At 40.6% G+C, this 13097-nt stretch carries 12 protein-coding genes; all 12 read left to right on the forward strand.

Annotated features, from left to right (window positions below; translation table 11 throughout):
* Positions 1-12: 12 nt before the first annotated feature.
* A complete protein-coding gene (gene mobC, locus AACZ87_RS17270) occupies positions 13-1998 on the forward strand; it encodes a conjugal transfer protein MobC (RefSeq protein ID WP_339868980.1) in 1986 nt (661 codons plus the stop codon).
* A gap of 857 nt (positions 1999-2855) precedes the next feature.
* Complete coding sequence (locus AACZ87_RS17275; RefSeq protein ID WP_233758008.1) at positions 2856-3425, forward strand: AraC family transcriptional regulator; 570 nt, start codon at positions 2856-2858, stop codon at positions 3423-3425.
* 243 nt (positions 3426-3668) lie between these two features.
* A complete protein-coding gene (locus AACZ87_RS17280) occupies positions 3669-3944 on the forward strand; it encodes a four-helix bundle copper-binding protein (protein ID WP_339869253.1) in 276 nt (91 codons plus the stop codon).
* Positions 3945-4054: 110 nt separating this feature from the next.
* Positions 4055-4717 (forward strand): DUF305 domain-containing protein, encoded by a 663-nt coding sequence (locus tag AACZ87_RS17285; RefSeq protein ID WP_339868985.1) that lies wholly within the window; start codon positions 4055-4057, stop codon positions 4715-4717.
* Positions 4718-4882: 165 nt separating this feature from the next.
* Positions 4883-6331, forward strand: coding sequence for a glucose dehydrogenase (locus AACZ87_RS17290; RefSeq protein WP_339868987.1), 1449 nt, complete (start codon positions 4883-4885; stop codon positions 6329-6331).
* Between the two features lie 2 nt (positions 6332-6333).
* Positions 6334-6669, forward strand: coding sequence for a cytochrome c (locus AACZ87_RS17295; protein WP_339868989.1), 336 nt, complete (start codon positions 6334-6336; stop codon positions 6667-6669).
* A 3-nt stretch (positions 6670-6672) separates the two neighbouring features.
* The gene (locus AACZ87_RS17300; RefSeq protein WP_233758013.1) at positions 6673-6831 is read left to right on the forward strand and encodes a hypothetical protein; all 159 of its coding nucleotides are present in this window, start codon (positions 6673-6675) and stop codon (positions 6829-6831) included.
* A gap of 495 nt (positions 6832-7326) precedes the next feature.
* Complete coding sequence (locus tag AACZ87_RS17305; protein ID WP_233758014.1) at positions 7327-8433, forward strand: NAD(P)-dependent oxidoreductase; 1107 nt, start codon at positions 7327-7329, stop codon at positions 8431-8433.
* 51 nt (positions 8434-8484) lie between these two features.
* Complete coding sequence (locus tag AACZ87_RS17310) at positions 8485-10029, forward strand: vitamin K epoxide reductase family protein (RefSeq protein ID WP_339868992.1); 1545 nt, start codon at positions 8485-8487, stop codon at positions 10027-10029.
* An 11-nt stretch (positions 10030-10040) separates the two neighbouring features.
* The gene (locus AACZ87_RS17315; protein WP_233758016.1) at positions 10041-11324 is read left to right on the forward strand and encodes a trehalase-like protein; all 1284 of its coding nucleotides are present in this window, start codon (positions 10041-10043) and stop codon (positions 11322-11324) included.
* Positions 11321-12322, forward strand: coding sequence for an SDR family oxidoreductase (locus AACZ87_RS17320; protein WP_233758017.1), 1002 nt, complete (start codon positions 11321-11323; stop codon positions 12320-12322). Before AACZ87_RS17315 ends, AACZ87_RS17320 begins: the two co-directional genes overlap by 4 nt.
* Positions 12323-12462: 140 nt before the next feature.
* Positions 12463-13068: a hypothetical protein gene (locus AACZ87_RS17325; protein ID WP_233758019.1), complete on the forward strand. Its 606-nt coding sequence runs from the start codon at positions 12463-12465 to the stop codon at positions 13066-13068.
* Positions 13069-13097 lie beyond the last annotated feature (29 nt).

Here is a 13097-nt window from a genome sequence, read left to right on the forward strand (position 1 = left end):
GGCAAGATGGGGATGCAGACAGACGAAAACGAACAGGGATTACGCAAGATTTTGGATATGACCAGACTGATGGGAATCGGGGTTTTGGGGCTGCATTTTTATTTTTTCTTCTATACTACCTTTAACGATTGGGGGTTGGTATCGGAGCTGACAGATAGTGTACTGAGGAACATTTTTGGGACGGGTTTGTTTCTGGATTTCCATACTTCTAAGTTGATCGCATTGGCGATGCTGGGAATTTCCCTGCTGGGAATCAAGGGAAGAAAGAGTGAGAAAATGAGTGTCAAGCATGCTTTTTTATATGGTGGATTTGGGCTAGGGATTTACTTTTCGAGCTATTTTATACTACAGTTTCAAGCTAGCTTAGAATTGCTTTCAGCTTCCTATATGGCGGTAACTTCCATAGGCTATTTGCTTATCCTTTCAGGCGGAACAAAGCTGTCCAGAATTATCCATGCCAAACTAAGCAACGATGTTTTCAACTCAGAAAATGAGACTTTTCCGCAGGAGGAACGACTGATTGAGAATGAGTTTTCGGTAAATCTACCGGCAAAATATAACCTAAAAGGAAGGTTCAGAAACAGCTGGATCAATATCATCAATCCCTTTCGCGGGCTGATGGTTTTGGGAACACCTGGTTCGGGAAAGAGCTATTTTATCATCCGACATGTGATTACTCAGCATATCAAAAAAGGCTTCTCTATGTTTGTGTACGATTTCAAATTCGATGATCTGTCGGCTATTGTTTACAATACCTGGTTAAAAAATAAGACTGGTTATAAGGTGGTCCCAGATTTCTACGTGATCAATTTTGATGACCTTACACGGAGTCACCGCTGCAACCCGTTGGCACCGGAAACCATGCTGGATATCACCGATGCAGCAGAGTCTGCACGGACTATTTTGATGGGGTTGAACAGGGAATGGATCAAAAAGCAGGGAGACTTTTTTGTGGAATCGCCTATCAATTTCCTGACAGCCATCATCTGGTTTTTGCGAAAATATAACGATGGTGAGTTTTGTACGCTACCCCATGTAATTGAATTGATGCAGGCTGATTACGATGAGTTGTTCACGGTTTTAAGGACAGAAAAGGATATCGATGTGTTGATCAATCCCTTTGTGAATGCTTACCTGAATGATGTGATGGAACAGCTGGAAGGCCAGATTGCTTCAGCGAAAATATCCATGGCAAGGCTTTCCTCAGCACAGTTGTACTATGTGCTTTCCGGTAATGATTTTACGCTGGATATCAATAATCCCGATGAACCAAAGCTGGTTTGTATGGGAAACAACCCACAGAAAATACAGATTTATGGAGCCGTACTTTCTCTTTATGTAAACCGTCTGGTGAAGTTGGTGAACCAGAAAGGAAAGCTAAAAAGCAGTCTGATTTTCGATGAATTTCCGACCATCTATTTGAATGGAATGGATAGTTTGATCGCTACTGCGAGGAGTAATAAAGTAGCCACCACATTGGGTATTCAGGACCTCAGCCAGCTACGAAAAGACTATGGGCGGGAGCTTGCAGATGTGATCATAGGCATAGTGGGTAACATTGTTTCGGGACAGGTAAATGGAGATTCAGCCAAACAATTATCGGATCGAATTGGGAAGATTATGCAGAATAGACAGAGCCTTTCGATCAACAGTGCGGATACCTCCATCAGCAAATCAAAACAGCTGGAATCAGCTGTTCCAACTTCCACCATATCCTCTCTTTCATCAGGAGAATTTGTGGGGATGGTAGCCGATAACCCGGACTGTAAAATGGGTCTGAAAGCATTTCATTCGGAGATTATCAATGACCATAATGCCTTGAAAAAGGAGCAGGAAAACTATGTTCCCATACCTGAAATCCGAAAGATAAGTAGCACTATTGTTCAGCGCAATTACCTCCAGATCAAGCAGGATGTGCAGGATATTATCCTTTCTGAAATGGATAGGCTACTGAATGATCCAGGGCAGAAACATTTGGTAGTTAGGAAAGGAAATTAAATTGTAGTTAAACTAAATTGTTTAATAGTATAGGTTTCGGACTTTCCCCGATGTAAATCAATACTGTGAATAGATCTTAAATGATTTAATATATGAGGCCCATCTAATTATATCCAGTATAATGCAAACAGAAGAGGAACATAATAAACCGATTATGTTACTTGAGTCCAAGGACACTTTGTGGCGATTTCTACCATATCTGTGGGATTAATGCTCCCATGTTCTATTGAATGCCGCCTGGTATATTTCCTGCACGTAACGGGCTAAGAAATTTTTCACATGGTAAGATAAGCCTAATACCTTTTGGGGGACATAATTTTTCGTTTCTATATTTTTTTTAGCAAAAACAGTTACTTTTTCATGGGATATGCTATAGTTTCTATGTTATCTTCTATTTAATAAGAAAACTGATTAATGACCAGTAAATAGATCATGGTTTCCCAATAGAATCAGCAAGGGAATGATGGACTCCGAGCAAATTCCATTCTACCTCTTCGCCTTCGAAACATCAATCGGTAATGGGGCACATTGATTATGGGCTGGTTAGACGATACTCTTGTACCAAGAAAATCTTGAAATAGGGAGGTATGTCCAAAACCTTTTTACATGAACAATAAACGAATAATTATTCTAGATAATATAATGCTTATGACAAGTTATGTTTAGTTGGTACTTTATTGAAAAATAATTGGGGAAAACTGCTTCAAAACCTATCGTTCATAGTTCAACCTTATGTTTTGTGTCTACCCCTAGTAAGATTAAAGTAGTAGGCACTTTCCGCTTCGTAACCTCTAAAAAATTAAAATCTAAGCAGATAAAACAGCGGTTCATCTCGCTATAAATATCATCCTACAATCATGAAAGAATTAAATCTCCAAATCAAGAACATGGTTTGTCCACGATGCATAAAAGTGGTAAGGGACGAACTTAGGGTATTGGGTGCCGAAGTTCTGCAAGTCGAAATGGGACAGGCCCGCATTAGGTGCATTCCTTCTGAAATTCAAATTAGCAGCATATCAGAAATTTTGGAAAAGCAGGGTTTTGAACTTCTAGAAGATGAAAATGATATGTTTCTCGAAAAGATCAGAATCAATTTAATATCCTATCTGACCCATATAGAGAACAATAAAGAATATGAATCGCTTTCATTGTACATGAGTACAAAAACGGGTAAAAACTACTGCTCAATAAGCAGACATTTTTCAAAATACACGAACAAAACCATAGAAAAATACTTAATCCATCTGAAGATTGAGCGGGTAAAAGAACTGCTCGAGTATAATGAACTTACTTTAAGCCAGATTGCCTTAAAGCTAAGATATAATAATGTTCATTATTTATCCTTCCAGTTTAAAAAAGTGACGGGACAATCAGTGACAGAATATAAAAAAGGTAATACGAAAAGAAGATCTTGGGATAAATTATAGATGCGACTGATGCAATAGGCTGATCTTTTTGCCTGCCTTTTCCGATCACAAAAAAACTCATTGGATCAATATTATATAATTTAAAATCAATATTTCATACCACTCTTCCTCCTTAGGAGTCGTTTAATAAACCATAGTCTGAAATTGGCTATCATAAAATATTCACAATCATAAAAATTAATTACCATGGCTCACAACAAAGAATTGATTCAAAAATTAGCGGAATGTGCAGCTGCATGCGAAATGTGTGCGGATGCCTGTCTGGACGAACAGGACATACAAATGATGGTACAATGTATCCGGCTTGACAGGGATTGCGCCAAGATCTGTTACACAACTGCTAGTTTTGTTGCCTCCCATTCCCAACATGCCGAACACCTGATAAGGGAGTGTCAAGAGATCTGTAGGGCATGTGCCGAAGAATGTGCCAAGCACGACGCAGACCACTGCCAACAATGTGCCCAAGCCTGTCGCGAATGTGCTGAGGCATGCGGAAGTTTTTCAGGAGTTCAAGGCTAACAGACTTTAAAACGAATACTCCAAAGACAACCGGCCACGGATTAAAACTAGACATCTGGTGTCGGTTGTTTTGTTACAAGACCTAATGGAAAACCAGAAACTGTAAAAACATGAAAAAAGAGATTTTAAATGGCCAAAATTTATCGAAGGTACTACGTTTACCTTCGCTGATAATGATAACAGCATTAATCGTATTTTCCGGTTGTACCGATGAAGATACTACGCCGTCCATCAATGAAGACTTTATGAATGAAATGGAAGCGGTACGGATGAAAATGATGGAAGACATGAATGCTGCTCCCATGACCATGGATCCGGATGTTGATTTTGCTGAAGTGATGCTGCCCCACCACCAGGGCGCTGTTGACATGGCGAGTATAGTTTTAGAATACGGGGAACACGAAAATTTGCTTATGCTTGCACAACAGACCCTTGAAGGAAATGAGGCAAGTATGGCACGTTTAAATGATTTTCTTGAGGCCCATGGCGCTCCCGTTCCTCAAGATGGAACAGGTTTTATGGAAGAAATAGACATGGCCATGAGGAAAATGGATGAGGTGATGAAAGCTATGCACTATACCAGTGATCCCGATTATGATTTTGCAGAGATGATGATCCACCATCACCAGAGCGCCATAGATATGGCCAAAATAGACTTGGACTATGGTGTGGACGAAAACACCCGGATGGAAGCACAAATGATCATAGATGATCAGGAAGCAGAAATCATAGAACTTGCCCAGTTCAGGAATGGACATGGGCAACCGGAATAGGAGCCCATTCGGAAAGAAAGGGGAATAATAGATAAAAAGCGGAATGTCCTCTTGTCCGCAGCGATATATAATGAGTACCTATAAGCAGATATCGCAATTCATGATTTGAGAGGCATGTTTTTTTGATCCCATGATTGACAGAACGTTACTTGAATGAACTTAGCTATGAAACAAAAGCTGTATAAATGTTTAATGTTGCTGATTGCTTTGCCTACCCTTTATGGCTGCTATGGCATACGTCCCTCCCGGGGAGGGGCGGAAGCTAAAACCTCTGAAAGAAAAATCAATCCGATGGACATTTCTTTGCCCACAGGTTATTCGATTGAAGCAGTCGCATCGGATTTGACCTTTCCTACGGGAATAGCGTTCGATGGGAATGGGCTGATGTATGTTGTTGGATCCGGCTATGCCTACGGCGAAACCTGGACACAACCCCGCCTGTTGAAAATAGAATCATCAGCAAAAGCTTCGGTAGTGGCAACTGGTTCAGAAAATGGCCCTTGGAATGGAGTTGCTTTTTACGAAGGACAATTTTACGTATCGGAAGGCGGTGAAAGGGACGGAGGCAAGATCTTAAGAATCAGCAAAGAAGGAGAGGTGACCACACTCATAGAAAACCTGCCGAGCATGGGAGACCATCATACGAATGGTCCGATAGTTATGAATGGATATGTATATTTTGGGCAAGGAACAGTTACCAATTCGGGCATAGTGGGGGAGGACAACGCCAAGTTCGGCTGGTTAAAACGTCACCCTGATTTCCACGACATTCCCTGTAGCGACATCGTACTAAATGGCAAAAACTACAAAACGGACAACCCATTGACCGACGACCCGGATGATAAAGCAAATACTGGGGCGTATGTCCCTTTCAATACAACAACCCATGAAGGACAAATCATAAAAGGGTCCCTTCCGTGCTCAGGTTCCTTAATGAAGATTCCTCTGGAGGGAGGCGAACCTGAGCTTGTTGCCTGGGGCTTCCGAAACCCTTATGGCATGGCAGCCCAAAATGATAAATTATTTGTGGTGGAAAACGGTTTTGATGACCGGGGTAGCAGGCCTGTTTGGGGCACAGGGGACATTTTATGGGAAGTAAAGGAAAACCAATGGTATGGATGGCCCGATTACTCAGGCCATGAACCTTTAGACCATCATGGATACAAAGTCCCCGGAAAAGGCACCGCAGAATTGCTGCTAAAAGATCATCCCTCTGAACCTCCCAAACCTGTAGCCGTGTTGGGTGTTCATTCATCTTCCAATGGATTGGACTTTTCTACCAGTGAGGTTTTCGGATTTAACGGAAAGGCTTTCATCGCCCAGCTGGGGGATATGGCACCAAATGTAGGAAAAGTGCTTGGACCAGTCGGGTTTAAGGTTGTGATGGTAGACGTGGAGCTGGGCATTGTCAAGGATTTTGCCCTGAACAAAGGAAATAAAAACGGTCCAGCTTCACAGCTTAAAAAAGGTGGATTGGAACGACCCATTGCGGTTAAGTTCCATCCCGATGGAAAATCTCTTTATGTGGTGGATTTTGGAATAATTGATACATCTGGCAAAGGAACCGTTTCCCGAAAGGGCACGGGGGTTGTCTGGAAAATCACAAAGCAGTAATTATGGTCTCATTCAGACAGATTTTATCTATTCTTTGCTTGGTCTCATCCACTTACCTGATTGGGTGTTCACATCGGTCAAGCCATTCCCTAGCAGGAGCGCAGATATTAAATGATTCGGAAATAGCTGGAGAAAAAGTCTTCATGCAAAATTGCCAAAGGTGCCATCCCCAAGGGGCAGCAGGGCTTGGTCCTTCAATTCTCTGGGCACCCGGCTTTGCTAAACGGTTTCAGGTAAGACATGGGGCAGGCGCTATGCCCGCCTTTGATAAGGAACATTTATCAGAAAAGGAATTGGATCAGTTAATGGAATATCTGAAGGCACTTAAAAACAACTAAGTTATGTCAAGGTACAAGGTATCATTAAAATGGAAAGGTGACTTAGAAGATTTTTCATACAAAGAATACAACCGTACCCATAAATGGATATTCGGAGGAGGAAGTTATGTAAAAGCTTCTGCGGCCACGGAATATTTTGGGAACTCAGAACATGAACCCTGAGGAGGCGTTTGCGGCTTCATTGGCCAGTTGTCATTAACTTACCTTTCTTGCCATAGCCTCCTATAAAAAATGCGAGCCAAGCACCTATGAGGATGAGGCCACAGCTATTGTTGAAAGGAATAAAAAAAACAAGCTGGCTGTGACTAAGTCAACTTACTACCCCGGACAGCATTTGCCTGTGCAAAGGCCCTAACCTAACTGAGCTGAAAAAAAATGCATGAAAAAGCGCATGCCGAGTGCTCTCTTTCTAATTCGGTGATTACTGAAGTAGTGGTTGAACCACAGGATCAGGAAATAGAATCCGCTGAAGAGGCGCGAGAACGTGAAAATCAACAGAATTGATGTAAACAATTCCATAAAATGCCTTAAATATTGGATGTGATTCAGAGAGAAAAGCCTAATGAATTGAAAAGATAAAACAGCTATATAATGAAAAAGAAGGCAAAAGCATTTTAGAGCTGTTGTAGTTGGGTTTATAACATAAAATTTAGCAACATGAAACATACTACCCATAGATCAACACGCCTGAATATCGGGCACCGATATTCAGAGAAGGAAACAGTAATCGTCACTGGAAGTAGTGGTCTAATAGGCGCTCAGATCATTAAAAGATTGTCAGAAAATTTCAACGTAGTTGGGCTGGACAGGGAGGGGAATCCTCATCCTCCCATAGAAGCCGAATGCGTATGCTTTGATATTACTTCAGAAGAAAGCATAAAAAAGGCAATGGAGCGGGTAAATTATGCTTATGGAAAAAAAATAGCATCCGTGGTCCACCTTGCTGCCTACTATGACTTTTCCGGCAAACCTAGTTCATTATATGAAGAGGTAACTGTCAAGGGAACAGAGAAATTCGTCAAAGTGCTACAGGATTTTGAAGTAGAGCAGTTTATTTTTTCCAGTACAAACCTGATCTATAGACCCACCGAACCACGCAGGAAGATCCATGAAGATTGTCCTGTTGCGCCTAATTGGGATTATCCCGAATCGAAAGTGGATACTGAGCAAATCATCCGTGAGAACAGAGTAGACATGAAAGCTGTTCTTTTAAGACTGGCCGGCGTGTATGATGAAGAAGGGCATTCTATTCCCGTATCCCATCAAATACAACGCATTTATGAAAAGCAATTTACCAGTCATTTCTACTCAGGGGATACTTCTCATGGCAATGTATTCCTTCACATGGAAGACCTGCTAGACGCACTGGAAAAAACAGTAGAAAAAAGAAAGGCACTTCCGGAAGAAATTGCAATAAATATTGGAGAATCAGAGACCCCAAGCTATCAGGAATTGCAAGACACGGTCGGTAAATTGATTCACGGTGAGGAGTGGGAGACCTATGAGATACCCAAACCAATAGCTAAAGCCGGTGCCTGGGCAATGGATCTATTTGGTGATCCCTTTATTAAACCTTGGATGATAGATCGTGCCGATGATCATTATGAACTGGATATTTCCCGTGCCAAAGAGTTGCTCAACTGGGAGCCTGAACATTCTTTAATAGCTACTCTGCCGGATATGATAGAAAAACTTAAATCCGATCCTCTGAATTGGTACAAGGAAAATCATCTGGAGCCACCTTCTGAATTAAAAAAGGATTGAATTAGCGAAATTATTTATAATATTTTTTTATCCACTTTAACAGACAACCCTATGAAAAACGATGATCAAAATAAGTACCAAAACCAGGGAGGAATGGGAAAGAGAGGCGTTACCCGGCCAATGGCAGAAATGACCATGAAAAAGGACCAGCATGATGATGATAAAAAGGAGAAGGGTGGTGGGATGAAGATGGATAGCGGCCAACGCAGTGAAATGCTAAACATGCACCACAGCAACACACTCTGGATTTATTGGTCACTAGTTATGTTAGGCTTCTGGATGGTGGCCTCCCCACTGACCTTTGATTATGCAAAGAATGTGGTTGAGCCAAGTGGAGGCAGGGATGTTTGGTTATCAATGAGTGGACGAATTGCCGCTATGAAATGGAGTGATATCATTAGTGGAATACTACTGATATTTTTTGGCTGGCGTGCATTGACCCCAAACCGCCCATATAGCATATGGATATGTTGCTTCATCGGGATTTGGATCAGTATGGCTCCATTGATTTTTTGGTCGCCCACCGCAGTAGGATATCTTAATGGAACAATGGTGGGTGTATTAGTTATTGCCCTTTCCGTACTTATACCGGGAATGCCCAATATGATCATGTACATGAAAATGGGAGGGGATGTTCCCGATGGCTGGAGCTACAATCCATCAAGCTGGCCACAGCGGGCGATCATGATCGCATTGGCTTTTGTGGGCTGGATTGCCTCCCGCTACCTGGGAGCATTTCAATTAGGATACATTGATTATGCCTGGGATCCGTTTTTTGGAAATAGCACAATGAAAGTGCTGAATTCCGATATGTCCCACTCCTGGCCCATATCTGATGCCGCTTTGGGAACATTGGCCTACACTTTGGAATTTTTAATGGGCTGGATGGGCGGAACATCACGTTGGCGTACCATGCCCTGGATGGTAACTTTTTTTGGAATCCTGGTTATACCCTTAGGGTTTGTCAGCATCTTCTTGGTGGTCTCACAACCTCTTACAGTTGGAGCTTGGTGTACTATTTGCCTTCTTACAGCCATAATCATGCTACCCATGATACCGCTACAAATTGATGAGGTGATTGCTATGGGGCAGCACATAGTGCAGCGAAAAAGAAAGGGCGATTCACTCTGGAAAGTTTTTTGGAAAGGAGGCAAGCCGATAACTACCGAAAACGACAACCGATCACCTGAACTATTCAGCTTTCCTCAAAAACCGGGAAAAGTTTTCAAAGCTTCCATTTGGGGGATGAGTTCTCCCTGGACATTCACTCTATCTACTATCCTCGGGTTATGGTTGATGTTTTCACCATCCATTTTTGGAGTAGGTATAGAAACAAAGGCAGCTGATTTGAATCATTTGGGAGGTGCGCTTATAGCTGTAGTAGCCGTGGTTTGCATGGCAGAGGTACTGCGTGTAGGCCGCTATTTGAATATCTTAATTGGCTTATTGGTCGCTGTACTGCCGTGGTTTATTCAAGGTGGCAGCTTTGCCCTTACCTTAAGCAGCACCCTAACGGGCGTTTTAGTAGCAACACTCTCTATTCCTCTCGGCGTAATAAAAGAAAGATATGGACTATGGGATAAATATGTAAAATAAGTATCTATTGTATGACGGAAGGACAAATGCGTGAAAAAGTAAATCAATTGTTGGACGAAAATATGGTGAAAGGTTACTCAAAAAGTATAGGGCATCATTTCCACTATACTAAACCTTCTCCTACTTCATATCCCTTTCAGTTTTTTTGGGATACTTGCTTTCATGCATTTATTCTTGCAGCCTTAAATCGTGCTGAAATGGCAAAAAAACATTTAGAAAGTCTATTTGCTTTACAAAAAGCGAATGGCTTCGTGGGACACATGATTTACTGGAACAATATATTCCCCAAACGTCTAAGCGACTTATTTCAATCTAGCCCGAATTTAAAATTTAAGCTGTTGAAAACTCATATGAGCGCATTATTACAGCCCCCAATAGTGGCTCAAGCGGTGAAGAGAGTATGCGATAATTCTGCGGATCAAGTTTTTCTTAAAAAAATGCTTCCCAAATTAAAAAAATATTATAACTGGATAGCTAGCAACCGGGATTTCGAAGGTAATGGACTTATCTCTATTATTTCACCATTTGAGTCAGGCATAGATTGGAAACCGAGTTTCGATGAAGTCGTTAATTTTTCTTCTAAGAGAGCTAATTGGCGATTGTTTGTAAAAGTTGTTTGGATTGATTTCAGGAATTTCCTCAATAATTACAATTGTAGAAAAATTTATGAACAGGGGTATTTTATAGTCAAGGAAGTAGGGTTTAACACTATTTACGCTCAAAATCTTTTAACAATGCATCAGCTATGTGAAAAAATAGCAGACCCGGATGCCCAAATCTATAAGTCGAGATATGATCAGACTGTAAAAAGCATACTTGAAGTAATGTACGATAAAGAAACAGCAGCTTTCTATGATGTACATGACAAAGACAATAAAAAAATAAAAGTACTTACACCAACGGCTTTTTTTCCTACAGTAATAAAAGATATACCTACCGATATATCCAAAAAAGTACTTCAAAATCATTTTTTTAATAAAGATGAGTTTGATGTTCCATACCCAATACCTTCAGTTTCAATAAATCATCCAGCATTCAATCCAAATCAGTCATTATTTATTTGGAGAGGTCCTACCTGGATTTTATACAATTGGTTTATGCATAAGCATCTAATGGAAAACGATTGGGAGAAAGAAGCCCATAAGCTAATAGAAAGTATTGAAAAGCTTATAGAGATCAGTGGTTTTAGAGAATATTATAATCCATTTACAGGTGAGGGGCATGGGGCAAGAGATTTTACGTGGTCAGGCTTGGTGATTGATATGATTCAGATGGAAAAAAATAAGAAACTATGAAAAATCAAATCACCTCAAAAATAGCAGTCCTAACCGGGGCTTCGGCAGGGCTGGGTCGGGCATGTGCAAGAGAGTTTGCAAGCCAAGGTTACAATGTTGCTGTAATAGCAAGAAACCTTGTAGCGCTTGAATCGGTAAGGCGAGAAATTGAAAGTTATGGCAGCAAAGGCATGTATGTTCAGGCAGATGTGGCAGATGCAAAAGCTTTGGCTCAAGCCATAGATAAAATTGAATTGGAATTGGGAGAGATTGATATTTTGGTAAATAATGCTATGGTAAGCGTATTTAGCCCCGTAAGTAAAATGGAGCCGGATGAATATCTCAGAGTGACCGAGGTAACCTATCTAGGGCAAGTTTATGGCACCTTGGCTGTCCTTAAAAAAATGAAAGCGAGAAATGAAGGATCGATTGTTTTTGTGGGTTCAGCATTGGCTTACCGAGGAATTCCTTTACAATCAGCATATTGTGCTTCTAAACATGCAGTAAAAGGTTTTTATGAATCCCTACGTGCTGAACTTATCCATGAGAAAAGTAAAATAAAGATTAGTACTGTAGAATTACCAGCCATGAATACTACTCAGTTTGGGTTTGTTAAGTCAAGATTGCCAAATAAGCCAAAGCCCATGGGTACTATCTATCAGCCCGAAGTAGCTGCCAAAGCCATAGTACACGCAGCAAAACATAAAAGAAGAGAGTATTTTGTAGGTTTTTCTACTATAAAAACTATATGGGGAAACAGGCTGGCTCCTTGGTTGGTGGACTGGACACTTTCCAGAAATGGTATTTCCGGTCAGCAAACGGATCAGCCTGAAAATAATGGAAGAAATCATAATCTATGGGATCCTGTGCCTGGAGATCATGGCGTGCATGGAGGTTTTGGAAAGAAGTCCAAGAATTTCAGTTTGACATTTTGGATTGATAAAAGACGACATGAAGTGTTGGTAATTGTATTAATAATTGTTGCGATTGTAATAGGATATATTTTAATAAGGGGTTGATTAAGGTCTGATAAAGAAAATTTAAGAACCGGCGAATCACTATCTGACGCATTAAAAGATTGGAAATAAAGCAACTTTATGATAAAGCTCTCAACAGTTACGAAGGTGTACAATTTTAATGTTTAATAAACAATATAATCATGACAGCAGATACTATTAATAAAGCAAACAGCACTCAAGGTGAGAATCGCATCTATAGAAGTATAAATAAATTTGCAGATAAAACAGAGATGTCAAAGAGGTTTGCGAGGGCTAAGAAAAAACTTTTTGACATAAATAAATGGTCAAAATTGCCTGGAATTACCTCCTCGTTTCAGTTATATGATGTATCCGGAGAGAAAAAGCTTGCAGATAAACCGGAAATAAATGACTACATAAAAATAAATCTTCCAGGACCTTTTCCGGAGAATTGGGTAATAATTTCAAACATTCAACAAGATGAATTCAGTGCCGAATTTACTGTGCATCCTAGCAATAAGCCGGAGGCGAAAGGAAAAAATGATAAGAAGACAGAACACTTTTTTGTACAGGAAAGCAGTAGTACGTTTAAAGTGGAATGCAAAGGAGAAATACTTTATGGCTACGAAATCGGAAAAAACGAAATGATAAATAATGAAGGAAAAGAAGCTGCTGGTCGTAAAGTAATAAACACATTAATAGCAGAAGGTGGGTGGGCAGGTTTTCAAAAATTTCAATGGGAAAAACTGACAGATTATTTTGTGCATAAAACTGAAATCGAAAAATAGACCTGCGGAAATTTCATTGATAAAAACGA

The sequence above is a fragment of the uncultured Algoriphagus sp. genome (assembly GCF_963974365.1).
In the GTDB taxonomy this organism is placed as follows: Bacteria; Bacteroidota; Bacteroidia; order Cytophagales; family Cyclobacteriaceae; genus Algoriphagus.

What these genes read in the sequence shown, in the direction of transcription:
- AACZ87_RS17290 (WP_339868987.1), top strand. Translation starts at nt 4,883, where the DNA reads ATGAAACAAAAGCTGTATAAATGTTTAATGTTGCTGATTGCTTTGCCT.
- AACZ87_RS17320 (WP_233758017.1), top strand. Translation starts at nt 11,321, where the DNA reads ATGAAAAATCAAATCACCTCAAAAATAGCAGTCCTAACCGGGGCTTCG.
- AACZ87_RS17275 (WP_233758008.1), top strand. Translation starts at nt 2,856, where the DNA reads ATGAAAGAATTAAATCTCCAAATCAAGAACATGGTTTGTCCACGATGC.
- AACZ87_RS17315 (WP_233758016.1), top strand. Translation starts at nt 10,041, where the DNA reads ATGACGGAAGGACAAATGCGTGAAAAAGTAAATCAATTGTTGGACGAA.
- AACZ87_RS17295 (WP_339868989.1), top strand. Translation starts at nt 6,334, where the DNA reads ATGGTCTCATTCAGACAGATTTTATCTATTCTTTGCTTGGTCTCATCC.
- AACZ87_RS17310 (WP_339868992.1), top strand. Translation starts at nt 8,485, where the DNA reads ATGAAAAACGATGATCAAAATAAGTACCAAAACCAGGGAGGAATGGGA.
- AACZ87_RS17280 (WP_339869253.1), top strand. Translation starts at nt 3,669, where the DNA reads ATGTGTGCGGATGCCTGTCTGGACGAACAGGACATACAAATGATGGTA.
- AACZ87_RS17305 (WP_233758014.1), top strand. Translation starts at nt 7,327, where the DNA reads ATGAAACATACTACCCATAGATCAACACGCCTGAATATCGGGCACCGA.
- AACZ87_RS17300 (WP_233758013.1), top strand. Translation starts at nt 6,673, where the DNA reads ATGTCAAGGTACAAGGTATCATTAAAATGGAAAGGTGACTTAGAAGAT.
- AACZ87_RS17285 (WP_339868985.1), top strand. Translation starts at nt 4,055, where the DNA reads ATGAAAAAAGAGATTTTAAATGGCCAAAATTTATCGAAGGTACTACGT.
- mobC (WP_339868980.1), top strand. Translation starts at nt 13, where the DNA reads ATGCAGACAGACGAAAACGAACAGGGATTACGCAAGATTTTGGATATG.
- AACZ87_RS17325 (WP_233758019.1), top strand. Translation starts at nt 12,463, where the DNA reads ATGACAGCAGATACTATTAATAAAGCAAACAGCACTCAAGGTGAGAAT.